Source organism: Pseudomonas sp. 31-12, assembly GCF_003151075.1.
Lineage (GTDB): Bacteria > Pseudomonadota > Gammaproteobacteria > Pseudomonadales > Pseudomonadaceae > Aquipseudomonas.
The window spans coordinates 3,165,800-3,190,869 of record NZ_CP029482.1 but is presented as its reverse complement, the minus strand read 5'-3'; the positions used below and the strand labels follow the sequence as shown (position 1 = coordinate 3,190,869).

The following is a 25,070-nucleotide window of genomic DNA, read 5'->3' as shown; positions in this document are numbered from 1 at the left end:
AAATAGCCACCACCGAGCCAGTCGCTTGGGTATAGGGCTTTGTGGCGAGGGGACTTGTCCCCGTTCGGCTGCGAAGCAGTCGCCTACTTTTGATCTGGTTAATGAGGTCTCTAAGCAGATTGGGGCCGCTTCGCAGCCCAACGGGGACAAGTCCCCTCGCCACAGAAGCTCCCTCGCCACAGGTATCTGCGGTGCCTTCAGGAAGTGGTGATTCGCCAGATGCCAAACGGTTGATGCGCCGGGTCGATCCGCATGAACTGGTACTTGCCGTGCCAGGCCCAGCGATGGCCGCTCATCAAGTCTTCGCCCTGGGTGCTGGCGTCGTCGGGCAAGCCCATTTCCCACAGCGGCAACTCGAAGTTCGCTTCCTGGACGTTATGCGGATCGAGGCTGACCGCCACCAGAATGAAGTTGCTGCCATCCGCACTGCGCTTGCCGAAATACAGAATGTTGTCATTCCAGGCGTTGTAGACCGTCAAGCCCAGGTGCGTGTGCAACGCTGGGTTCTGCCGGCGGATGCGGTTGAGCTGGGCGATTTCGGCAATGATGTTGCCCGGCGCGTTGAAGTCCCGCGGACGGATCTCGTACTTCTCGGAATTGAGGTATTCCTCCTTCCCAGGCACCGGCGCCGCTTCACAGAGTTCGAAGCCCGAATACATGCCCCACAATCCGGAGCCCATGGTGGCCAACGCGGCGCGGATCAGAAAACCGGCGCGTCCGGACTCATGGAGGAATGCGGGGTTGATGTCCGGCGTATTGACGAAGAAATTCGGCCGGTAGCATTCGCGCCACGGCGACTCGTTAAGCTCGGTGAAATAGGTCGCCAGTTCGGTTTTGGTATTACGCCAGGTGAAGTAGGTGTAGCTCTGGGAGTAACCGACCTTGCCCAGCCGCGCCATCATCGCTGGCGTGGTAAAGGCTTCCGCGAGGAAAATCACTTCGGGGTACAACGCCCGCACGTCGGCGATCAGCCATTGCCAGAACGGCAGCGGCTTGGTGTGCGGGTTGTCGACGCGAAAGATCTTCACGCCCTCTTCGACCCAGCCGACCACGATGTCGCGCAACTCGACCCAAAGACTCGGAATCGCATCGCTGGCATAGAAGTCGACGTTGACGATGTCTTGGTATTTTTTCGGCGGGTTCTCGGCGTATTTGATCGTGCCGTCCGGGCGCCAGTTGAACCAGCCCGGGTGCTGCTTGAGCCACGGGTGGTCCTGGGAACACTGGATCGCGAAATCGAGGGCAATTTCCAGTCCGTGATCGGCCGCGGCTGCCACCAATCGGCGGAAGTCTTCGCGTGTGCCGAGTTCGGAGTGAATCGCCTCGTGCCCGCCTTCCTCGCTGCCGATGGCATACGGGCTGCCCGGATCGTCGGGGCCGGCGGTCAATGAATTGTTCGGGCCTTTGCGGTAGCTGCGACCGATCGGGTGGATCGGCGGGAAATACAGCACGTCGAAACCCATGTCCTGGATCATCGCCAGTCGCGAGTGCACGTCGTTGAACGTGCCGTGGCGGGCCGGATCGTCGGTGATCGAGCGCGGAAACAGCTCATACCAACTGGCGAACTGGGCCAGTTCCCGTTCGACGTCCAGCGGAAATTCAGGACTGAGGCTCAGATAAGCGCGGTGATCGGCCTGGGCCATCAGGTCAGCACTGCGTTGGTGCAGAAACAGGGCGACCTGCTCGGCTTCGAGCAGGCCGGACAGCTCATGGTGCAACGCCGCCAGTGCTTCGCTCAGTGGCCCTTCTGCTCGCTCGGCCGCTTGCTGTACCTGATTGCGCCCTTCCTGCAACTCCAGGCTGATGGGCACGCCGGCGATGTGTTTCTTCTCGATCTCATACAGAAAGCTCGCGTACTGATCAATCCAGGCTTCGATACAAAAGACGTACCGGCCCTGATCCTCAACCCGGAACTGGCCCTGCCAGCCGTTATTGCCGAGCTCGGCCATGGCCTCGCTCTGCCACGCCTCGTCACCATCGGCACGCCAGCGGATGCGCACGGCCAGTTTGTCGTGGCCGTCGGCGAACACTTTGCCGGTGACTACCACGTCCTGGCCCACCACGGCCTTGGCAGCGAACTGCCCGCCATCGAGGGTCGGCATGATGCTTTCAATAGCAATGCGCGGCAGCAGTAGCGCCTGCGACAGCGGCATATGAGGGTTGTAGTTCAACTCAGTCGGTTTTTCAGCAGTCATCGAGCATCTCTCCTTAACGCCCCATGGACGCTCTTGTGTCTGTTCGTCGTTCACGCAGAACCGTCGGTCCCGAAATGAACTCACTTAGGTTCCGAGCGACAAGCGCGGGGAAAAGTTCACGCCCATTTGCCGGGGAATCAAATCCCTCGCGCGACGGTCAACTCACTTAAGCACGACTTACGCCATGTGCCACTGGAGGCTTCAACGATGAGTATTCCTATCCCGGCCGAGACGCCTGATCCGAACATCGACACCCCGACCATTCCGCCGACCGAACCGGAACCGGTGCCCGAGCAAGAGCCGCCCGGCACCACGCCACCGCCCAGAGAAGATCCACCGGGCACGATGCCGCCGGTGATCGTTGCGCCCAAGTGATGACTACGGCCGCTCCTGCTCGTCTTTATCCCTGTCGAGCAGTTGCACGATTTTCGGCATCACGCTGAAAATCGCCAACGCCAGTATCGTACTCAAGACCGCCGTCGCCTCTCGACCCAACCCGGCCGAGACGCCGATGGCGGCCGTCATCCACAACCCGGCGGCGGTCGTCAGGCCTTTGACGTGGCCTTCATCACCTTCTTGGTTTTTCAGGATGGTGCCGGCGCCAAGGAAGCCGATCCCGGCGATGACCCCTTGCACCACCCGGCTCATGGCATCGGCCTGGGAGCCGGACATCTGTGGCACCAGGACAAACAGTGCCGCGCCCAGCGCCACTAGCATGTGAGTACGAACCCCGGCAGCCTTGCCCTTTTGCTCGCGCTCGAAGCCGAGAATGCCGCCAAGAATCGCAGCCATCAGCAATCTCACGGTGATACGCGTCAGTTGTGACGCATCGCCGATGTCGGCGAACTCCGCTTGCAGCGTTACCCAAACCTCATGCCACCAGGCGTTCATGGTGCAATCCTTGTGATTGATCATTATGGGAGGATGGACCGCGCCGACCATTAATCAGTTGCACAGAACGATGTCCGTCGGATGCGCCCTAACAGTTTAGAACCCGCTAAAAAAAGGACACCTCCATGACTGTGCGCATCGAAAACCAGACCTGCTTTTTCGTTACCGAGAACGGCGAAGAAATTCGCCTGTGCCCCGATGTCACGATCATCACCGACTCGGAAAAAGCCATGTCGGCGGTTGAGCTCAACGGCCAGCGCGTCTACATCACCGAAGCAGAAGCCGACGCATTGACCGTAGCAGGCGCAGTGGACGGTCGTAAGCATTTGAAAGCCACTGACAGTGATTCGGTGATTTGACTGATGCGGATCAACACCGCCCGCAGGCGCCTGTTATAGGCGTCTGCGTCCCGCTGTGACGGGGTGCATCAAGTTGTCGCAGGCAGCGGATCAAAGCCCATCTGATCCGCTTTTTATTGCAATACCTGAGTCTGTTATGCAAACAGATCGCTGGTCATAGTGCTCATGCCTGATGGAGGCTGATGAGCGAAAGACCATGAGCGAAAGAATCCCCGTCCGAACCGTAGAAAGCGTCCCTTTAGTACAGAGCTTTGAGCCTTCGCGTCCAAAGATGAAGGCCAAGTCCAGCGACAACCTGATCCACACCCGCAGTTTCACCGGCCTGTTCCGCACCTTGCGCCTGAGCGGCGCGGGCGTATTGTTTTTGATGTTCTTCGGCACCGTGTGGCTGAACTGGGGCGACCGTCAGGCGGTGCTCTGGGACCTTTCCGAGAGCAAATTCCACATCTTCGGCGCGACCTTCTGGCCCCAGGACTTCATCCTGCTGTCGGCGCTGTTGATCATCGCCGCGTTCGGCTTGTTTGCGATCACCGTGTTTGCCGGTCGCGTCTGGTGCGGTTACACCTGCCCGCAGAGCTCCTGGACCTGGATCTTCATGTGGTGCGAGAAGATCACCGAAGGCGAACGCAACCAGCGCATCAAGCTGCAAGCCGCGCCATGGGGCTTGAACAAACTGGTCCGCCGCTCGGCCAAGCACACGCTGTGGCTGGCCATCAGCCTGCTCACCGGGCTGACCTTTGTCGGCTACTTCACGCCGATCCGGCCCCTGGCCGAAGAGCTGCTGACGCTGCAAATGGGCGGTGTCAGTCTGTTTTGGGTGCTGTTCTTCACCGGCGCGACCTACATCAACGCCGGGTGGCTGCGTGAAGCGGTGTGCATGCACATGTGCCCGTATGCGCGGTTCCAGAGCGTGATGTTCGACAAGGACACCCTGACCATTTCCTACGACGTCGCCCGCGGTGAAAACCGTGGCCCGCGCAAACGTGAGGTGAAACCGGCCGAGGTGGGCCTGGGGGATTGCATCGATTGCCAGCTGTGCGTGCAGGTCTGCCCGACCGGGATCGACATTCGTGACGGTTTGCAGATGGAATGCATCGGCTGCGCGGCGTGTATCGACGCCTGCGATTCGATCATGGACAAAATGGGCTACGCCCGTGGCTTGATCAGCTATACCTCGGAGCATGAGTTGCAAGGTGGCAAGACTCATCTGCTGCGGCCGCGGCTGATCGGTTACACGGCGGTGCTGCTGGTGATGATCGGTGCCCTCGCCCTCGCTCTGGTCGAACGGCCGATGGTGTCGCTGGACGTGAGCAAGGACCGTGGCCTGTTCCGCGAGAACAGTCAGGGGCAGATCGAAAACATCTACAGCCTGAAGGTCATCAACAAGACCCAGCTGCGTCAGGATTACCGGCTGAGCCTGGTGGACGGCGAAGGCTTCGTCCTGCAAGGCAAGACCGAGCTGAGCCTGGCGCCGGGTGAGATTGTCGATGTGCCGGTGTCGGTGGCCATGACCACCGAACGGCCAAGCAGCAGCTCGCAGACGATCAATTTCAAGATTGCCGACAGCGACGAACCGGACATTTATAGCGTGGCCAAAAGCCGGTTTGTTGCGCCGATGAACCGTTGATCCCTTAGACTGCGGTGCCCTGTGGCGAGGGGGCTTGCCCCGTTCGGCTGCTTAGCAGTCGTAAATTCTGGGGGCGCTTCGCACCCCAACGGGAGCAAGCTCCCTCGCCACAACAGCGTACCCATTGAATTACTTCACACCAGGCACTCGATGAAACGCTACGAAAAATTCGCCGACGACATCGCTGAACTGATCCGCTCCGGTGTCCTAGGCCCCGGTCAGCGCGTGCCGTCGGTGCGCTATGCCAGCCAGACGTATGGGGTCAGCCCGTCCACCGTGTTCCAGGCCTATTACCTGCTTGAACGCCGGGGCCTGATCCGCGCCCGGCCGCGTTCCGGCTACTTCGTCAACGCGCACGCGCCGAGTCCGTTCTCGGAGCCGGTGATCAGCAGCCAGGTCAATGAATCCACCGAAGTCGACGTCAGCGAACTGGTGTTCTCGGTCCTCGACTCGATCAAGGACCCGACCACCGTGCCGTTCGGCTCGGCCTTCCCCAGCCCGACGCTGTTCCCGTTGCAGCGCCTGTCCCGCTCCCTGGCCAGCGCCGCCCGGGACATGGACCCGCGCATGGTCGTCACCGACATGTCACCGGGCAACCCGCAATTGCGACGCCAGATTGCCCTGCGTTACATGGTCGGCGGCCTGATGCTGCCGATGGAAGAACTGCTGATCACCAACGGCGCACTGGAAGCCCTGAACCTGTGCCTGCAAGCGGTCACCGAACCCGGCGACCTGGTGGCCATTGAAGCGCCGGCGTTCTATGCCTGCCTGCAAATCCTGGAGCGGCTTAAACTGAAAGCCGTCGAAATCCCGGTGCACCCGCGTGACGGTATCGACCTGGGCGTACTCGCGCAAACCCTGGAACGCCACCCGATCAAGGCCTGCTGGTGCATGACCAGTTTCCAGAACCCGATGGGCGCCACCATGCCCGAGGCGAAGAAGCAGGAGCTGGTCGAGTTGTTGCGCAGCCATCAGGTGCCGCTGATCGAGGACGATGTCTACGCCGAACTTTATTATGGACAACAGGCGCCGAAACCGGCCAAGGCGTTTGATACCGAAGGGCTGGTGATGCATTGCGGTTCCTTCGCCAAAAGCCTGGCCCCCGGCTACCGGATCGGCTGGGTTGCCGCTGGGCGATACGCGCAGAAGATCGAACGGCTGAAACTCATGACCTCGCTGTGCGCCTCGATGCCGGCCCAGGCGGGCATCGCCGACTACCTGCAACACGGCGGCTACGACCGGCACCTGCGCAAACTGCGCTACGCCCTGGAAGAACAGCAAAGCGCCATGCTCGCCGCCATCGCCCGCTACTTCCCGGCACAGACGCGCGTCAGCCAACCGGCCGGCGGCTATTTCCTGTGGCTGGAACTGCCGCCGCAGATGGATTCGCTGAAGTTGTTTCAGATGGCACTGGCGCAAGGCATCAGCATCGCGCCGGGGCCGATCTTTTCACCGACGCAGCGGTTCAGGAATTGTATTCGGCTGAATTATGGGAGCCCGTGGACCGAGGAGTCGGAGAAGGCGATGGAGACGTTGGGGCGGATAGTGCGGTCGTTCTGAGAGTTGGATGTTGTCTGGCATGGCCCCTTCGCGAGCAAGCCCGCTCCCACAGGGGTAACGCGATCAACGGTGGGAGCGGGCTTGCTCGCGAAGGGGCCAGCCCGGTCAACACAAGTCTCAGCGGTTAACGACCACCACCCAGATCAACAAAAGTCCCGGTCGCATATGACGCCTTGTCCGACAGCAACCAGATAATCGCCTCTGCCACTTCATCCGGCCGTCCGCCCCGGGCCATCGGAATTGCCGACTCCAGCTTACTGACCCGATCCGGATCACCGCTCAACGCATGGAAATCGGTGTAGATAAACCCCGGTCGCACCGCATTGACGCGAATCCCCTCGCCCGCCACTTCCTTGGACAGACCGATGGTGAAGCTGTCCAGCGCGCCTTTCGACGCGGCGTAATCCACATACTCATTAGGCGAGCCCAAACGCGAAGCCACTGAGGACACGTTGACGATGCTGCCGCCCTGCCCGCCATGTTTGGGCGACATGCGCATGACCGCGTGCTTGGCGCAGAGGATCGGTGCCAGGACGTTGGTCTTGAGGGTTTTGAGGATGCGGAATTCGGACATTTCGTCGACGCGGGACTTGTGCCCGACGGTGCCGGCGTTGTTCACCAGCGCGGTGACTCGACCCAGTTCGGTGTCCACCCGGTGGAACAGACTGATCACTTCGTCTTCGATGCTGACGTCGGCGCGCACCGCGATGGCTTGAGCGCCCAAAGCGCGGACTTGCGCCAATACGCCATGCGCGGCCGATTCGTCGGATTGATAGTTGATACAGATCCGATAGCCAAGCCCGGCGGCCAACAGCGCGGTTGCGGCGCCGATACCACGGCCGCCGCCGGTGATGACAATGACTTTGTCCATGCTGACTTTCCCCCTTCACGCGTAAGCAGTCGGGGCCAAGAATACCCGCCATTGCACGGATTTGCATGGACTCACATCAATCACAACGGTATTCAAGCCGTCGCCAATCGTTCCCCGCGAACAATGTCGGCCATGAAGCGATCCGCCGGCAGCGGGTGTCCGAGCAGGTAGCCCTGCAACGAATCGCAACCGAGTTTGGTCAGGAAGTCTTGCTGGACGCCGGTCTCCACGCCTTCGGCGACGATGCGCAAGCCCAACGCCTGGCCGAGGGCAACGATGGCCGAGACGATGGCAGCGTCGTCACTGTCGTGTTCCAGATCGCGGACGAAACCGCGGTCGATCTTCAGTTCGTTGGCCGGCAGTCGCTTAAGGTACATCAAGCTCGAATAACCGGTGCCGAAGTCGTCGATGGACAGGTCGACGCCCATTTCCGAGAGTTCCTGAAGCACCGTCATGCTCGCATCGGCATCACTCATGGCGGTGGTTTCAGTGATTTCCAGGGTCAGGCTATTGGCCGGCAGCTTATGCGTGGCCAAGGCTTTGGAGACGCTCTTGACCAGACCCGCATGGCAGAACTGCAACGCCGAGAGGTTCACCGCAATGCGCCAGTCGGTATAGCCGAGCACGTACCACTCGCGCATCTGGCGGCAGGCTTCGTTCAGCACCCATTCACCAATGGGAATGATCAGCCCGGTCCTTTCCGCCAGATCGATGAACTTGTCCGGCAGCAGCATGCCCTGGGTCGGATGCTCCCAACGCAGCAGCGCTTCGGCGCCTACCGGGCGACCATTGCCGGCGTCGAACTTGGGCTGGTAATAGAGGCTGAACTGCTGCTGTTCGAGGGCATTGCGCAAATCCTGCAGCAATTGCAGCTGTTTGCGCGCGTTGCTGTTCATCGACGCGTCGAAGAAGCTGTAGCCGTTTTTCCCGGCGCCCTTGGCGTGGTACATCGCCGCGTCGGCGTTCATCAGCAATTCCTGGGCGGTCTGGCCGTTGCCCGGGTACAACGCGATGCCGAGGCTGGCGGAAATCTGCAGGTCGTGTTCGGCGACCCGGAACGCACTGCCGATCAGCCCGACCTGCCGCGCTGCCACGTTCAGCGCGTCGTTTGGCTCGCTGAGGCGCACCAGCAGGACGAATTCATCGCCGCCGATGCGCGCCAAAGTGTCCTGACTGCGCATGTCCTCGCGCAAACGCAAACCAACTTCGCGCAACAACTGATCGCCCATGTGGTGGCCGAAGGCATCGTTGACCGGTTTGAAGCCGTCGAGGTCTATGAACATCAGCGCAAAACAACCGCCCTGCTCCTGGACCTTGGACATGGCCTGCTCGATGCGGTCGGCCAGCAACATGCGATTGGGCAAACCGGTGAGGGTGTCGTGCAGGGCCAGTTGGGTCAGTTCGCGGTTGGCTTCCGTCAGCGAGCGCGCCAGATCGGCGGTGCGAGCCTCAAGACGCGCATCGAGTACCGAAGTCAGCAAGGCGATGCTCAACACCGCGAGCGTGGTGATCAGCACCAGGTTGTCCAGGCCCTTGCCGTTCAAGCCGCTGATGGCGGCGCCACAGAAACTGCCGTCCGGGAAGCGCGCCGCGGCCATGGCCGTGTAGTGCATGCCGACGATGGCGAGGCCCATGATCACCGCCGCACCGGCGCGAAGCAGGCCTACGTATGGCGTGTGCTGACGCAGGCGGAAGGCGATCCATAACGCCGCACCGGAGGCGCCAACGGCGATGAGCAGTGACGCACCAAACAGCGTCGGGTCGTAATCGATGCCCGGCTGCATGTGCATGGCGGCCATGCCGGTGTAATGCATGGCGCTGATCCCGGCGCCCATGAGCAACGCGCCGAACCCCAGTTGCCAGGACGGCAGCCGGGGCTGGCTGACCAGCCACAGGGCAAAGCCGCAGGACAGGATCGCGGTCAACAGCGAGAGTGCCGTGAGGGTGAAGTCGTAACCCAGGTCGATGGGCAATGTGAACGCGAGCATGCCGATAAAGTGCATCGACCACACGCCAACGCCCATGGCAAAGGCGCCGCCCGCCGTCCATAGAAACACGGCGCGGCCTTTGGCGGTCGCGATGCGCTCGGTCAGGTCGAGCGCGGTATAAGAGGCGAGGATCGCTACGCAGAGCGAAATGATTACCAGCGTGGGGGAATAGCTACCGATGAGCATGTGACTATCTCGCGATCGCCCTCCCGTACTGCTTCCGTTCTCGGGAGGGCAAAACGGGCGATTGTACTGATTGCACAAAAGAACGCACTGACAAAAGTAATCAAATGGCCATCAAACCGATGAAACGCTTGTTTGATCGTCGCAAAGCCTCAAGTTGCGAACTTGTGGCGAGGGAGCTTGCTCCCGCTGGACGGCGAAACCGTCCCAAATAGGCAAACGCGGTCGGTCAGGAAGAATGCGTCAGCCGATTTGCGTCTGCTGCGCAGCCGAGCGGGAGCAAGCTCCCTCGCCACAGGGTTGCTCTACTTGTTTTCGCTTACCTGGAGCGCTCCGTCCCAGCCACCACCCAGCGCCGCAATCAGCTGCACACTGGCAATCAACCGACTCTGTAACAGGCTCAACACGCTGCGTTCATTACTCAACGCGGTGGCCTGGACAACCACCACGTCCAGGTACGCAATCACCCCGGCCTTGTACTGGTTTTGCGTCAAACGAAGGGATTCACGCGCGGCATCCAGTGCTTCCTGGCGCACGCCGGCTTCGTCTTCCAGCACCTTGAGTTGCACCAGGTAGTTTTCCACCTCGCGAAAACCATCGAGCACGGTCTGGCGGTACTTGGCGACGGTTTCGTCGTAAGCGGCCTCGCTGCGATCGACCTCGGCAGATCGCTGGCCGCCATCGAACAGGGTCATGGCCAGTTGTGGCCCCACCGACCAGAAGCGGTTCGGCACGCTGATCCAGTTGGCATAGGTGCTGCTGCTATAACCGCCGTTCAGGCTCAGGGTCAGGTCCGGGTAGTAGGCGGCCTTGGCCACGCCGATGTTGGCGTTGGCCGCCATCACCGAACGCTCGGCGGAAGCGATGTCCGGGCGACGCTCGAGCAACTGCGAAGGCAGGCCCAGCGGTACTTCGGGCAACGCCGGAATATTCTTGGTTTCGGCCAGGTCGAACTCGGCTGGCGGTAGCCCGATCAGCACGGCAATGGCGTTTTCGAACTGAGCACGTTGCCAGATCAGGTCGACCATGTCCGCCTGGGTGCTTTTGAGCTGCGTTTGCGCCTGGGCCACCGCGTCCTTGCCGGAGACGCCGGCGCGGTACTGGTTTTCGGTCATTTTCAGCGAGCGCTGATAGGCCTCGACGGTCGCTTCCAGCAGGCGCTTTTGTTCGTCAATCACCCGCAGTTGCAGGTAGTTCTGTACCAGCTCCGATTGCTGGCTGAGGCGCATCGCCGCCAGATCCGCAAAACTGGCCTCGGCGTTGGCGGTGTCGGCTTCAAGGCCTCGGCGCAACTTGCCCCAGATGTCCGCCTCCCAACTGACCCCGGCCTGCGCGGTGTAGGTGTCACGAATACCGCTGGAGGAACTGGTCAGGCTTGAACTGCTGCTGCCGGTGCCCTGGCTGGAGCGGTTTTTCCCGACGGTCAGATCCACCGTCGGGAAAAACGCACCCCGGGCGCTGCGCACCAAGGCCTGGGCCTGACGGTACTGGGCTTCAGACTGGGCGACGGTCTGGTTGGAGCTGTTGAGTTTTTCGATCAGGCCATTGAGCTGCTGATCGCCATACAACTCCCACCAGGCGCCGCGGGCCAGGGAATCACTCGGGCTGGCCTGACGCCAGCCGGCGGCTTCCTTGTATTGCACCGGCGCGGCGGCTGGCGGGCGCTGGTAGTCCGGGCCGACAGCGCAAGCGCTGAGCATCGCCACGCACAGCGCCAGGCTCAGCAAGCGCGAGCCCCGGGCTGCGGCCAACGGCGTGGCCAGATTGATAAGCGAACGGTCAGTCATAGCGGAGTTTCCAGAGCAGCATCGGTACGCACTCCACGCCATTTGTTGAAGCGATGGCGCAGTTTATCGAGATAGAGGTAAACCACCGGGGTGGTGTAAAGGGTCAACACCTGGCTGAAGATCAGCCCGCCAATGATGGTCAGACCCAGCGGCTGACGCATTTCCGCCCCTTCGGCACGGCTCAGCAGCAACGGCAACGCGCCGAGGATCGCCGCCAGGGTGGTCATCAGAATTGGCCGCAGACGTTGCAGGCAAGCACTGCGAATCGACTCCAGCGGAGCCATGCCCTGATGACGCTCCAATTGCAGCGCCAGGTCGATCATCAGAATGGCGTTTTTCTTCACCACGCCGATCAGCAGGAACAACCCGAGCAACGAAATCAGGCTGAACTCACCACCCAGCGCATAAATCGACAGCAACGCGCCGACCCCGGCCGACGGCAACGTGGACAAGATGGTCAGCGGATGGATGTAGCTTTCATACAGCACACCCAGCACCAGATACACCGCCACCAGTGCGCCGAGAATCATCCACGGCTGGCTCTTCTGCGTGGCCGCAAAGGCATCGGCGGTGCCGGCCATTTTCGCGATCACACTTTCCGGCAGGCCGACCTTGGCAATCGCGCGCTCAATGGCGGCACTGCCCTGCTCCACCGTGACGCCTTCCGCCATGTCGAAGGCAATGCTTTCGGAGGCGAACTGGCCTTCGTGGCTGACCCGGTCGTCTTCCAGGCTGTTTTCGTAATGGGCAATGGTCGACAGCGGAATCCGCGCGCCGTCGGCGGTGATCACCTGCACCTGCTTGAGCGTAATCGGGTCCTGGGCGTATTTCGGATTGACCTCCATCACCACTTGGTACTGGTTGAGGCTGTCGTAAATCGTCGAGATCTGCCGCTGGCTGTACGCGTTGTTCAATACCGAGGTAACCATGTCCATGTCGACACCAAGGCGCTTGGCCTGATCGCGGTCGACGATCAGGGTCACTTGCTGAGCCCCTCTCCCTTCACGGGCATCGATCGCCGTCAGCTCCGGCAACGCTTTCAGAGCGGTGACGACTTTCGGGTACCACTCGCGCAAATCACCGAGGTCGCCGCTTTGCAGGATGTAGGAATACTGCGACGTGGTTTGTTCACGACCGCCGCCGAATTGCAGGTCCTGATCGGCCATCAGCATCAATTGCGCGCCAGCGACCTTGGGCATTTCCTTACGCAGGCGCTCGATGACTTTCTGCGCGGAAATGTTGCGTTCCTTGATCGGTTTCAAGCGCACCAGCATGAAGGCGTTGTTGGTGCCGCTGGTGCCGCCGATGAAACCGGCGACGCTTTGCACCGCGTCGTCCTTGAGCACGGCGCGGCGGAAGATTTCCATTTTCGGCTGCATCACGCTGAACGACAGACCGTCGTCGCCGCGCACGAAACCGATCAGTTGACCGGTATCCTGTTGCGGCATAAAAGTTTTAGGAACAACGACATACAGGGCGATGTTAACGCCGACCGTCACGATCAGGCTGAGCAAAGTCAACCGGCGGTGACGCAATACCCAGTCGAGGCTGGTCGCGTATTTTGCGACCATCCACTCGTTGGCCCGCTGACTCCAGCGCTGCAAACGGTTTTCCTGCCCCGGCGTGTGCGGCTTGAGCCAACGGGCGCAAAGCATCGGCGTCAGTGTCAATGAGACTATCAGCGAGACCACGATGGACGCCGCCAACGTGATGGAAAACTCGCGGAACAGGCTTTCGACGATCCCGCCCATGAACAGGATCGACAGGAACACCGCCACCAGCGAGACGTTCATCGACAGCAACGTAAAGCCGACTTCCTCAGCCCCCAGGTAGGCGGCCTTCATCGGCGGTACGCCTTCATCGATGTGCCGGGAAATGTTCTCCAGCACCACGATGGCGTCATCCACCACCAGTCCGGTGGCCAGGATCAGCGCCATCAGCGACAGATTGTTCAGGGAGAACCCATAGAGGTACATCACCGCAAAGGTGCCGACCAGCGACACCGGCACCGCCAGGGTCGGAATCAGCGAGGCGCGGAAGTTACCGAGAAACAGGAACACCACCAGAATCACCAGCGCCACGGCGATCAGCAGAGTCATTTCCGCTTCGTGCAAGGTCGCCTTGATCACTGGTGACCGGTCCATTGCCAGGTTCAATTTGACGCTGGCCGGCAGCACCGCCTGCAACGCTGGCAACTGCGCCTTGATTTCGTTGACCGTCTCGATGATGTTGGCGCCGGCCTGGCGGTTGATCACCAGCAGCACCGCCGCGTCATTGTTGAAGAAGCCGCTGTTGTAGCGGTCCTCAACGCCATCGCTGACCTTGGCCACGTCCCTCAGGCGCAACGCGGCGCCGTCCGCGTAGTGGATGATCAGCGACTCGTAATCCTTGGCTTTTTCCAGTTGATCGTTGGCCTGCACCTGCCACAACCGCTGGCCGTCTTCGACCGAGCCCTTGGGCCGGCGCACGTTGGCGTTGGCGATGGTGTTGCGCACATCGTCCAGGGCCACGCCGTACTGGTTGAGCGCCTGGGGTTCGAGTTCGATGCGCACCGCCGGCAAGGAGCTGCCGCCGATCTGCACTTCACCGACGCCCTGCACCTGGGACAGGCTCTGGGAAAGAATGGTCGAGGCCAAATCGTAGAGCTGGCCTTTTTCCAGTACGTCGGAGGTCAGCGACAGCACCATGATCGGCGCCTGGGACGGGTTGACCTTCTTGTAGGTCGGCATGCTGCGCATCCCGCTCGGCAGCAGGTTGCGCGAGGCGTTGATCGCCGCCTGCACTTCCCGGGCCGCGCCGTTGATGTCGCGGTCGAGGTCGAACTGCAAAATCACCCGGGTCGAGCCCTGGCTGGAGCGGCTGCTCATGGTGTTGACGCCGGCGATGGCGCCGAAGGAGCGCTCCAGCGGCGTCGCCACGGTCGAGGCCATCACTTCAGGACTGGCGCCCGGCAGGCTGGCCTGGACGACGATCACCGGGAAATCCATCTGCGGCAACGGCGACACCGGCAGCAGGCCGAAGCTCACGCCGCCCAGCAGCATGATCGCCAGGCTCAGCAGCATGGTCGCGACCGGGCGCCTGATGAAAGGTCCGGACAGGTTCATGGCTGCTCGACCGCTTCCGCGGCTTCAGACTTGCGACCCCAGCGTCGGCCGAGGCGGTCGAAATACAGATAGATCACCGGCGTGGTGAACAGCGTCAGCACCTGGCTCACCAGCAAACCGCCGACCATCACCAGACCCAACGGCTGGCGTAATTCCGCGCCGGAACCGGTGGCCAGCATCAACGGCACCGCGCCAAACAACGCGGCCAACGTGGTCATCAAAATCGGCCGGAAACGCAACAGCGCCGCTTGATAGATCGCTGTTTCCGGGTCCATGCCCTGGTTGCGTTCAGCGTCCAGGGCGAAGTCGATCATCATGATCGCGTTCTTTTTCACAATGCCAATCAGCAAAATGATGCCGATGATCGCGATCATCCCCAGGTCATTGCCGCTCAGCAGCAGCGCCAGCAAGGCGCCGACCGCCGCCGAGGGCAAGGTCGAGAGAATGGTGATCGGGTGGATGTAGCTCTCGTAGAGCACGCCGAGCACGATGTACATGGTCACCACCGCCGCCAGAATCAGCAGCAAGGTGCTCGACAACGAGGCCTGGAACGCCTCGGCCGCGCCCTGGAACTGAGTCTGCACGCCAATCGGCATGCCGATGTCTTTCTGCACCTGCTCGATGATTTCCACCGCATGCCCCAGCGCCACGCCGGGTGCCAGGTTGAACGACATCATCACCGCCGGGAACTGGCCGATATGCGTGATCGCCAACTGCGCCTGCCGCTCCTCGATGTGCGCCAGGCTGGACAGGCGCACTTGCCCGCCGTCGGTGGTCTTGACGTGAATCTGGTTCAACGCGTCCGGGCCAATCTTCTCGCCGGACTGCGATTGCAGCACTACGCGGTATTGGCTGGCCTGGGTGTAAATAGTTGAAATCTGCCGCTGGCCGAAGGCGTCGTACAGCGCATCGGTGATGTTCGACACCGATACACCGACCCGCGACGCTGCATCGCGGTCGATCACCAGATAGACCTGCAAGCCCTTGTCCTGCAAGTCGCTGGCAACGTCGGTCAACTCCGGTCGCTGTGCCAGTGCGTCGACCAGACGACCACTCCACAGGCTGAGCAACTCGGAGTCCGGCGACGACATGCTGAACTGGTATTGCGTGCGGCTGACGCGGTCTTCGATAGTCAGGTCCTGCACCGGCTGCATGAACAGACGAATGCCGACCAGCTTGTCCAGCTCCGGTTGCAGGCGCGCGATCACTTCGGTGGCACTCAGGTCGCGGTTGCTGTGGGACTTGAGGTTGATCAGCAGCCGACCGCTGTTGAGGGTCGAGTTGTCACCGTCGACGCCGATGTAGGACGACAGGCTTTCCACCGCCGGATCCGTCAGGATGACCTTGGCCAGTTCCTGCTGACGCTCGCTCATCGCCGCAAAGGAAATCGACTGCGGCGCCTCGGAGATGCCCTGGATAACGCCCGTGTCCTGCACCGGGAAAAAGCCCTTGGGCACGACCATGTACAGGAACACCGTCAGCGCCAAGGTACCGATCGCCACCAGCAATGTCAGTGGTTGATGCTTGAGAACCCACTTTAACTTGCGCCCGTAAGCCGCGATCATCCAATCAATTGTCGCGCCGCTGGCGCGGTAGAAACGACCCTGTTCTTCTTCCTTGGGTTCACGCTTGAGCAAGCGTGCGCACATCATCGGCGTCAGGGTCAGGGACACGACCAGGGAAATCAGGATCGCCACCGCCAGGGTAATGGCGAACTCGCGGAACAGCCGCCCCACCACGTCCGCCATGAACAGCAACGGAATCAGTACCGCGATCAGCGACAGGGTCAGGGAAATCAGGGTGAAGCCGATCTGCTTGGCGCCCTTGAGCGCGGCATTCAGGGGACTATCCCCTTCTTCGATAAACCGGGAAATGTTCTCCAGCATCACAATCGCATCGTCCACCACGAAACCGGTGGCGATGGTCAGGGCCATCAAGGTCAGGTTATTGACCGAGAAACCGGCGAGGTACATCACGCCGAAGGTGCCGATCAGCGACAGCGGCACAGCCACCGACGGAATGATCGTGGCACTGGCCCGACGCAGAAACAGGAACGTCACCATCACCACCAGGGCGATGGCGATCAGCAATTCGTGTTGCACGTCGGTGACGGAGGCGCGGATGGTCTGGGTGCGGTCGGTGAGGACCGTAACGTCGAGACCGGCCGGCAGGTTGTCGGTGATGCTCGGCAGCAAGGCCTTGATCCGGTCGACCACTTCAATGACGTTGGCCCCGGGTTGACGCTGAATGTTCAGCAACACGGCCTGGTTTTCATTGGCCCACGCTGCCAGACGTTCGTTTTCTGCGCCGTCGACGATCTCGGCCACGTCCCTGAGGCGCAACGGCGCGCCGTTGGCGTAGGCCAGGATCAGGTTGGCGTAGTCCTTGGGCGAGGTCAGTTGATCGTTGGCATCGAGCATCGACACCCGGGTCGGGCCGTCGAAGTTGCCCTTGGGCTGGTTGACGTTGGACGCGCCGATCAGGGTGCGCACGTCCGACAGGTTCAAGCCATTGGCCGCCAACGCTTCCGGGTTGACCTTGATCCGCACCGCCTGACGCTGGCCGCCGGCAATGCTGACCATACCGACGCCGCTGATCTGGGCGATTTTCTGCGCCATGCGCGTATCGACCAAATCATTGAGCTTGGGCAACAACATGGTTTTAGAGGTGATGGCCAAGGTCAACACCGGGGTATCCGCCGGGTTGACCTTGTTGTACACCGGCGGCGCCGGCAGGTCCTTGGGCAGCAGATTGGTCGCGGCGTTGATCGCGGCCTGCACCTGCTGCTCGGCGACGTCCATGTTGATGTCGAGGCTGAAACGCAGGGTCAGCACCGATGCGCCGCCAGAGCTGGTCGACGCCATCTGGGTCAGGCCGGGCATCTGCCCGAACTGACGCTCCAGCGGCGCAGTCACGGCGCTGGTCATGACGTCCGGGCTGGCGCCGGGATACAGCGTCATGACGCGGATGGTCGGGTAATCCACCTGAGGCAATGCCGACACCGGCAGCAGCCGATAGGCGATCACGCCGGCCAGGATAATGGCCAGCATGCTCAGCGTAGTGGCGACCGGGCGGAGGATGAACAGCCGCGAGATGTTCATGCGCCGCCCTTTTTCGCCTTGTCGGTGGTCGCCGGCTCAGTCGAGCTGGCCGCCGATTTGCCTTGCAGGTGGCCGGTCGGGGTGGTCGGTACGTCCTTGGTGTCGTTGACCACTTCCACTTCGCTGCCTTCCTTCAAGCGGTCGGTGCCTTCCAGGACCACTCGATCTCCGGGGGCCAGGCCTTCAGTGATCACGGTGTTTTCACCGTCACTGGCGCCGACTTTCAACTGACGGATCGCGACTTTCTTGTCGCCGTCCAGGGCGTAGACGAAGGTGCCGTTGGTGCCAAACTGAATCGCCGCGGAAGGTGCGAGCACCACGTCTTTCAAGGTGTCGGCCAGCAAGTGGACATTCACGAACTGATTGGGGAACAGCGCCTGATCACGGTTCTCGTAGCGCGCCTTGAATTTCAGGGTGCCGGTGGTCACGTCGATCTGGTTGTCCAGGCTCTGCAACACGCCGGTGGCCTGCAACTTGGTGTCGCCACGGTCCCAGGCTTCGGCCGGCAGCTTGGCGCCGGTGCGATAGCGCGCCAGGACCACGTCGAGGCTGTTTTCCGGCAAGGTGAAGGCGACGCTGATCGGCTGGGTCTGGGTGATGATCGCCAGTGCCGTGGTGTCGTTGGCGGCTACCAGGTTGCCGACGTCCAGCTGTCGCAGGCCCACGCGTCCGGCAATCGGCGCGCGGATCTTGGTGAATTCGAGATTGAGCTTGGCGTCGTTGACCGCCGCCTGGTTGGTCTTGACCGTGCCCTGGTACTGACCGACCAGTGCTTCGGCGGTGTCCAGGGTTTGCTTGGCGATGCTGTCTTCCTTGAACAGGCCACGATAACGCTCGACGTCAACCTGAGCGTTTTTCAACTGTGCCTGGTTCTGCAGCAGCGTGCCTTCGGCCTGGAGCAAGGCGTTCTGGTATGGGCGCGGGTCGATTTCCGCCAGCAGATCGCCGGCCTTGACCATCTGCCCTTCTTCAAAAGATATCTTCATCAGTTCGCCGCCCACCCGGCTGCGCACATTGATGGTGTTCAGCGCGGTAACGGTGCCCAACGCCTTGTAGTACAACGGGAAATCTCCCTTGACCGCCGGCGCCACGCGCACCGGGATCGGCCCGGTCGCCCCGCCGAAGCCCGGACGCATCCCCCCCGACTTGCCGGTGTGGCCGGCCACGGCTTTCGGCGCAGCGCCGTCCTTGTTGGCAGTACCGGCGGGCCAGAATTTCCAGCAAAGGCCAGCGATGACCAACAGGACAAGCAGGCCGAGGAGCCAGCGACGAGGTTTACGGGAAGCGGAGGATTGCATGGAATGATCAACCATTGGGCGCGTGAGCTTCTTTCTACAGGAGGCTGAACGATAAGCACTGGTGGGTATTAAGCAAAGCGCCTTTACCGGCAATTTACCTTCGGCTTACGTAACAGGAGATTTATCTAAGACACTGAAGCACAAATGAAAACGGCCTGGACAGGGCCAGGCCGTTAACAATTGTAATGCTTTACTTATTTCAGAACGGCCAGTGCCGCTTCGTAGTTCGGCTCTTCAGCGATTTCCTTGACCAGTTCGCTGTGCAGCACGTTGTCGTTTTCGTCCAGTACCACGACCGCACGGGCAGTCAGGCCTTTCAGAGGACCATCAGCGATGGCCACGCCGTAGTTCTCGATGAACTCGGCACCGCGCAGGGTCGACAGGTTCTGAACGTTTTCCAGGCCTTCGGCGCCGCAGAAGCGTGCTTGAGCGAACGGCAGGTCAGCCGAGATGCACAGCACCACGGTGTTGGCGATGTCGTTGGCCTGGGCGTTGAACTTGCGGACCGAAGTGGCGCAGGTCGGAGTGTCGACGCTTGGGAAGATGTTCAGCACTTTGCGCTTGCCGGCGAAGTTCGCCAGGGTCACGTCGGACAGATTGCCGGCAACCAGGGAAAAGGCTGGCGCCTTGGAACCGGCTTGTGGCAATTGGCCGTTGACTTGAACCGGGGAGCCTTTAAGAGTGACTTGAGCCATGAACGGAGTCCTTCTGACGTTGTTGTGGAGAATTTTGAAGAGGCCGAAGTTAACCACGAAATGGTCCGACGACCTATCCCCTGTACAAAACTTGTATACAACCCAAATCCCTGATGGGAGCGAGCCTTTGTGGCGAGGGGGCTTGCCCCCGTTGGACTGCGCAGCAGTCCCCTGAACTTCGGCTATGGGGCCGCTTCGCGACCCAACGGGGGCAAGCCCCCTCGCCACAAGGTCCACAGGGTCGGGGTCAGGCCAGCAACCGCAACATATTGCGGTGTCGCGCCTCGAAGATCCGGCGCATATACGCATTTACCAGTAGCGCCTCTGTCAACGCGCCACCGAAAGCCGAATACGTCACATGATCGGTGTACAGCGTACCGCCCTCTCCCGTCTCCACCCGGTGTTCATGACGAAAGGCAGCCATTGGTCCCTTGAGCATTTCATCGATGAAATGATGCTCGCCAACCTCGCGAATCACCACGGTCCAATCGGCAGGTATGAAATTGAACATCCAGTGTCGAAAACGGAACTGGCGCCCGGCTTCGATTCGAAGATTGCTTAAGTCGATATTGCTTAATAGCGTCACCCGCCCCGGGAAGATCTTCGGAAAGTTGACGCCTTCCAGGCAGTAATCGAGGACTTGCGCCGGTGTCCGGCCGGGGATGAGCGTAGTAATTTGCAACACAGGCATTTGCATTCCATTGTTTGGCAGGAAGTGAAGTGGCAAGCGTGGCAGGCACATCAATTTATGGTTTCGGGGGTCGGAAACTCTCTTCTGTCCCGGAACATGACGTAAAGCGGGTCCACCCCGGAGCCTGCCGGGAAGACAACGATGTAGTCATCGAATTTGATCTCGCTCGTGCCATCAAATGGCTCCAATAACGGAACAGGCGGAGATTGCAAAAACCCCAGGCGATACTCGGTGGTCGACCCCTGGTCCGGTGTGGTTTCAAGCGCCGCAGGTGCGCGCCAGCTGACAGTGACCGGGGCCGGTCCATCGGCGGTGAAACAGTAAGCTTGCATGGTGTCCTTCCAGACCGCGGGGCGCACCTTCACTTTGGACGACAAGGTGTTGCCATTCGTTGGCGTTATGGCCACCTGTAACAGCGTGCTTATCAATCTCACGCCTTGAGACAGCGTCCCTGCGGGAACATCGTATGTACCGCTGATCATCCTGAAAGCAATGTCCACGTCTGCCGCGTTTGCTGCAAGGTCGTGCCAATCATGCCCCTCGATGGGCTGGAACTCGTGCAAAGGCACACACACCGCATACCTGCCAACCTCGGCGCGACTTGAAAATTCCATTCGTAGAACCGCCGCGTATTGACCCTGATGGGCTTCGGTACGGGAGGTGATCTGCCAGGTAAATTCTGCCACCGCAGAACGCACCGATTTTTGCAGAGCGATCCGGTAAATTTCCATTGGTTGTGAAAGCGCCCCATCGATCCAGACGCCGGGCCGCGAATTGACGTGGCCCAGTGACGCCAACAAAAGGCCCGGGGTCTGAACGGGACCCACTCCTCCCTGATAGCGTTGGCGTACCAGTTGGGTTTGCGCATTGATCAGTAACGTTTCAGCCTCGATTTGCAGGTGATTCAGGCGCTGCCTGACGACGCTCAACGTCGCCAGATACCGAGACTCAGTGGCAGTGATCAACTGGGCGATGTTTTGCCACTGTGCTTGCTCGGCGCGGCCATAAGTCAAATCGCGTTGGGCAGCGTCCCTTTTGAACTTGAGCCTCATTTCCCAGAACTCGTAGCGCCTGACCACCAGACGTGTATCAAATTCAGCGATTTCGAGGCTGCGGATGTCCGCCTCACGCCCACGGATGTCCACTTCAGCGTTCTGTTGGCTGCGCAGATGCTTGATACGGCGCTCTAAAAGGCTTAACGCTGGCTCAACATCATTCTGGGAAGTTGCCACGTCTATGACGACTTTTTGTGCCGCTGCCAGACTTTGAGCGATGCGCAGTTGCGTCACTTGGGCAAACGTCATCGGAGTGGACGGCCAATTGGCATTGGAGCTCGGCATGGGGATGCCCTCACCCTTGAATGCAGGCTGCCCTTTCTTGTGGTGCCAGTCTTTGACGTAGTACACAACCGAGCCCGTGGTGTGACCGTTGTAATCGTCCTCTGCAGGGTAGAACAACAGATCTGCGCCTTTGGGGTGGCCGACGATCCGGTCGAAGTGGTTGATGAGTCGGTCATGGTCCACTTTAGGCAAATCGACGGCCCATATTCTGTTCACCAACGCCTGGAATTCCGGCTCGGTGTAATCCTTGAGTGTTGCTTTGAGTTCCATCCCTGGTTTTTCCTTGTAGAGAAGACACTTAACAGCTGCAAGATAGATGCATCTGCTCATTAATGATGAGCAGATGGTTTTTCGCTCGAGGTGACTGCATTACTCCGGCTTGAAGCCGGGTTTGTTATTGAGTGCGCGCCATTCCTTGACTGCTTTCAGGATGCCTTCGGGACTGTCTTCCTGGCCTTCCTTGGGGTAGAAAATGACGTCTGAGCGGTCTGGGTGTTCTGTGATCGTCTCGAAATGCTTGATGCGCTCGATCATGTATTGATCAAACTCATCAGCCGTCAAATCCTCTCCACCATCAAATAGTTCTCTAAGAAATTCCAGAAACTCAGACTCTGTGTAATCTTCGATACGTGAATAGTTTTTCATAGGTGCTGACCACCCTTATGTACGAGAACGTGTCGTCTCGGCGTCATTACGACAATGTTATCCATGTCGTACACCGCCCCTCCTTGCGCAATCTCTATCTGATGATGGAGCTCGTATTTCACTCGACCTCCGTACTGATCATTTCCGATAGGAAATGGCGCAGTGCCCTTGCGCAGAAACCTTAAATTTGTGGCATGGAATTGAGTACTTAAAGTTAAGTCAGCGGCCACTGCCTTCCAAAAAGCCTCCCTGAATCGATGAAAGTTAGCAAACTCCCGTCCTCTTAACTGATCCGCAATATGCGAAGGAATAGGCGCTCCCTCCCCACGAGCGGCTGCACCCAGCCAGACTCCTGACACCGACTGCCCAACCCCGGTTGCGACACCCGGATCATCCCGCCGGTCAAGAAACAGAACATCCGACGAAGGCAACTCCATGTCCGCCGGGAACCCGGGAATACTGCCACCGACCAGACCTTGATCAACAGCCGGAAACGTCTCGTTTTGAGGTAGGACCGGGATGGCCGGAGTACCGGGATAAACCGCAGGAATCGACGGTATGACCGGTGAAGTTGTAGGACCGAGGTGTTCGATCCCCGGTGGAACGAGGGGTATCCAGGTACCGACGCCAACAGGACGTATTGGCCAAGGCAAAATTGCCGGTGTTATGCCCAGCCGTCCTTGGCTGCTTTGCGGAGTAGTAATGCTGATTTTGTCGAGGTTGAACGGGTTTTCGCCAAGCTCTGCGAGCGTTTGATAACGCAACTCGAATTCACGCCGCTCACCGACCCAGGTGTTTTTCGGGGCATAGGGTGCAAAGCCTTGCTCGAGGCGTTTTTTGTTCACCTCATCGAATTCGGCGACAAGGGCCGGGTACTCGCCAACTGTTCGCCACAGCGTTTCATCGAAGGCCCCGAACGAATTGACTTCCCGGCCACGGAACTGATCGCCAATCTGTACCGGGATAGCTGCACCGCTCGCTTGGCTGGCTGTTTTCCACCAGTCAAGGCCGGCGGGTTGACCGATGCCGGTGACGACACCAGATCCCATCGCCGGCAAACCGAAAGAGAAGTAAGTCGGTGGCAGGCCTGGCACGCACACAATGCAATCCTGTATGCGTAGATCGACACCCTCCGGGATGCTCTGGACCTGCGCAGTGATCACCGCCAATCCGGATTGACTCGCCGTTGTCCGAAGAGAGGGGACGTCTGGAGTGAACTGCAAGTGCCTGCCGGGATATCCGGGGATCTCGGCGTGATAGGCCCCCGTCAGAAGATCGAGCACTGCATTGACGACCGGAACCTGTGCGTCAATGCCGCCTCCGGTACTGACGGCGATGATCGCGGTGCCTTCCGGCACCGTTTCGGCTTTGAGCCGATAGGCCATTTCAACCGATCCGCCCGCATCAGCGATCGATTGCAAGACGCTGCTGTCAGCGAGGCCCAGCGATTGCGCCGGCACGCCGACTGAATGGAACAGGCGCCTGCGTTGCTCGGGCGTCAGCTCGCCATTGCCAAGCGTCGGCGAGTACACCATGGCAGTAACGAATACCGGTCCTGTTCTGGCTGCAATGCGAGCAAAATCGCCAAGGAGCCTGCCCGCAGCTCTGGAAGCAGCCTCGATTGCCGCCGCGACGTCCTGAGCAACGAGCACACCCTCACGGGTCAAAAACATCCCGCCGGCGGCCGTTGTCGACATGGGCACAGTCAGCGTGTTGACCCGCCTGACCCGTTCGACGCGAGAGTCTTCATCAGCCTGCTGCTTGAACCGGACTCGAGCATCGCGCTGCTCGGAAAACTGACGGAGCGCCTCCCACACCGCTTCCCGCTCACGCCAGACAACGGTCTGCTCGGCATGATGTCTGGCAAGCGCATTGGATTTTTCCGTGAGCGCGTTTATCTGCGCGGATAGAAGCCGCACTTCGTGGGCAGCGTTGTAAGCGCTTTCCCAGATCTGGTGACCGTCATTGAGCGCTTGCCCGAACGCCCCCAGTCGCGTCAGGTAATCGTTCGAAGTGCGGGTGAATGGATCGTGTCCATCAAAGGACCTGGCAACAGCGTTCTTTGCATTGAGCTCTGCGGTTTTTCGGGCGATCAGCCCGTCAATTTCGTTTTTTTCCTTGGTGATGGTGTATAGCTGCCAACGCTCGCTCGAACCGCTGTCCGGCGGTCGTCGAACACCGGAGATTTCATGTTCAAGGGAGGGGGCGAGTTGACTGGCCTTAACCGCAAAACTTCGGTCCACCTCGGTTCTGATAGCGTCATGACGCTGGGCCAGGCCGTTGAGAAATTGGTGCAAGGCCTGAACGCGAGATTGCTCCTGAGCCCGTGCCGCGGCTGCTTGAGCTTGAGCTTGAGCTTGAGCCGCCAAGGCTTGCGCTTGAATACCTGCCTGCACACGCTCGTTTTCCTTTGCCTGACGAGCGGCCTCTATGGCCCGCTTTCGGGCCTTCTTCTTTTTCTTGCTGGTTTTACCGAACCCGCCTGAAACCCCTCCGCCGCCGCCACCTCCACCGGAACCACCGCTTGAAGCGGGCGGACCCGACCGGATGACGACACTTCCTGACGTTCCATCGTTATGTACTTGTTGTGCCATACAGTCACTCCTTGTCTGTAGGGCACAGCATGTCGATGGAGCAGTGGTCCGGTGCGGTACATAGTTATAGGGTGGCCATTACACCGACAGTCGAGAGCTATCCAGGCGGCGAGTCGAAAACAGATTGGCGCGTACAAATAA

17 protein-coding genes are annotated in these 25,070 nt (G+C 60.3%); 4 read left to right on the top strand and 13 right to left on the bottom strand.

The genetic code is table 11. The features are described from left to right. Positions 1-197 precede the first annotated feature (197 nt). Entirely contained in the window at positions 198-2,195 is a 1,998-nt protein-coding gene (locus DJ564_RS15060; RefSeq protein ID WP_109630734.1) for an alpha-1,4-glucan--maltose-1-phosphate maltosyltransferase, read from the bottom strand. Positions 2,196-2,402: 207 nt separating this feature from the next. Here DJ564_RS15060 and DJ564_RS32170 point away from each other — a divergent pair, with 207 nt between their 5' ends. Next, positions 2,403-2,570: a hypothetical protein gene (locus tag DJ564_RS32170; RefSeq protein WP_178082301.1), complete on the top strand. Its 168-nt coding sequence runs from the start codon at positions 2,403-2,405 to the stop codon at positions 2,568-2,570. Between the two features lie 3 nt (positions 2,571-2,573). On the opposite strand, the gene DJ564_RS15055 is transcribed toward DJ564_RS32170, so the two are convergent. Further along, positions 2,574-3,086 carry an MgtC/SapB family protein gene (locus tag DJ564_RS15055; protein ID WP_109630733.1) on the bottom strand — a complete coding sequence of 171 codons (513 nt, stop codon included), beginning with the start codon at positions 3,084-3,086 and terminating at the stop codon, positions 2,574-2,576. Positions 3,087-3,211: 125 nt separating this feature from the next. On the opposite strand from DJ564_RS15055, the gene DJ564_RS15050 reads away from it, so the two are divergent. From DJ564_RS15050 to mapR, 3 genes are all read left to right on the top strand, one after another. Then, positions 3,212-3,445: a DUF3203 family protein gene (locus DJ564_RS15050; RefSeq protein WP_109630730.1), complete on the top strand. Its 234-nt coding sequence runs from the start codon at positions 3,212-3,214 to the stop codon at positions 3,443-3,445. Positions 3,446-3,641: 196 nt separating this feature from the next. After that, positions 3,642-5,072: a cytochrome c oxidase accessory protein CcoG gene (ccoG, locus tag DJ564_RS15045; protein WP_109630726.1), complete on the top strand. Its 1,431-nt coding sequence runs from the start codon at positions 3,642-3,644 to the stop codon at positions 5,070-5,072. A 150-nt stretch (positions 5,073-5,222) separates the two neighbouring features. Further along, on the top strand, positions 5,223-6,632 hold the full coding sequence (gene mapR / locus DJ564_RS15040; RefSeq protein ID WP_109630724.1) for a GntR family transcriptional regulator MpaR: 1,410 nt from the start codon (positions 5,223-5,225) through the stop codon (positions 6,630-6,632). A gap of 124 nt (positions 6,633-6,756) precedes the next feature. On the opposite strand, the gene DJ564_RS15035 is transcribed toward mapR, so the two are convergent. The 11 genes from DJ564_RS15035 to DJ564_RS14985 form a co-directional block, all read right to left on the bottom strand. Further along, positions 6,757-7,503 carry an SDR family oxidoreductase gene (locus tag DJ564_RS15035; protein ID WP_109630721.1) on the bottom strand — a complete coding sequence of 249 codons (747 nt, stop codon included), beginning with the start codon at positions 7,501-7,503 and terminating at the stop codon, positions 6,757-6,759. 92 nt (positions 7,504-7,595) lie between these two features. Beyond that, positions 7,596-9,677 carry a bifunctional diguanylate cyclase/phosphodiesterase gene (locus tag DJ564_RS15030; RefSeq protein ID WP_109630718.1) on the bottom strand — a complete coding sequence of 694 codons (2,082 nt, stop codon included), beginning with the start codon at positions 9,675-9,677 and terminating at the stop codon, positions 7,596-7,598. A 302-nt stretch (positions 9,678-9,979) separates the two neighbouring features. Beyond that, on the bottom strand, positions 9,980-11,461 hold the full coding sequence (locus tag DJ564_RS15025; RefSeq protein ID WP_109630715.1) for an efflux transporter outer membrane subunit: 1,482 nt from the start codon (positions 11,459-11,461) through the stop codon (positions 9,980-9,982). After that, complete coding sequence (locus DJ564_RS15020) at positions 11,458-14,565, bottom strand: efflux RND transporter permease subunit (RefSeq protein ID WP_109630712.1); 3,108 nt, start codon at positions 14,563-14,565, stop codon at positions 11,458-11,460. The genes DJ564_RS15025 and DJ564_RS15020 overlap by 4 nt, the downstream gene beginning before the upstream one ends. Continuing rightward, on the bottom strand, positions 14,562-17,666 hold the full coding sequence (locus tag DJ564_RS15015) for an MdtB/MuxB family multidrug efflux RND transporter permease subunit (protein ID WP_109630709.1): 3,105 nt from the start codon (positions 17,664-17,666) through the stop codon (positions 14,562-14,564). The genes DJ564_RS15020 and DJ564_RS15015 overlap by 4 nt, the downstream gene beginning before the upstream one ends. Then, a complete protein-coding gene (locus tag DJ564_RS15010; RefSeq protein ID WP_109630706.1) occupies positions 17,663-18,979 on the bottom strand; it encodes an MdtA/MuxA family multidrug efflux RND transporter periplasmic adaptor subunit in 1,317 nt (438 codons plus the stop codon). The genes DJ564_RS15015 and DJ564_RS15010 overlap by 4 nt, the downstream gene beginning before the upstream one ends. Before the next feature lie 179 nt (positions 18,980-19,158). Then, positions 19,159-19,659: a thiol peroxidase gene (gene tpx / locus DJ564_RS15005; protein ID WP_010459910.1), complete on the bottom strand. Its 501-nt coding sequence runs from the start codon at positions 19,657-19,659 to the stop codon at positions 19,159-19,161. Positions 19,660-19,906: 247 nt separating this feature from the next. Further along, complete coding sequence (locus DJ564_RS15000) at positions 19,907-20,350, bottom strand: polyketide cyclase (RefSeq protein WP_109630702.1); 444 nt, start codon at positions 20,348-20,350, stop codon at positions 19,907-19,909. Between the two features lie 50 nt (positions 20,351-20,400). Further along, positions 20,401-21,960: an S-type pyocin domain-containing protein gene (locus DJ564_RS14995; RefSeq protein ID WP_109630699.1), complete on the bottom strand. Its 1,560-nt coding sequence runs from the start codon at positions 21,958-21,960 to the stop codon at positions 20,401-20,403. 99 nt (positions 21,961-22,059) lie between these two features. Continuing rightward, a complete protein-coding gene (locus DJ564_RS14990; protein ID WP_109630696.1) occupies positions 22,060-22,335 on the bottom strand; it encodes a bacteriocin immunity protein in 276 nt (91 codons plus the stop codon). After that, positions 22,332-24,929 (bottom strand): S-type pyocin domain-containing protein, encoded by a 2,598-nt coding sequence (locus DJ564_RS14985; protein WP_109630694.1) that lies wholly within the window; start codon positions 24,927-24,929, stop codon positions 22,332-22,334. Before DJ564_RS14985 ends, DJ564_RS14990 begins: the two co-directional genes overlap by 4 nt. Between the last annotated feature and the right edge of the window lie 141 nt (positions 24,930-25,070).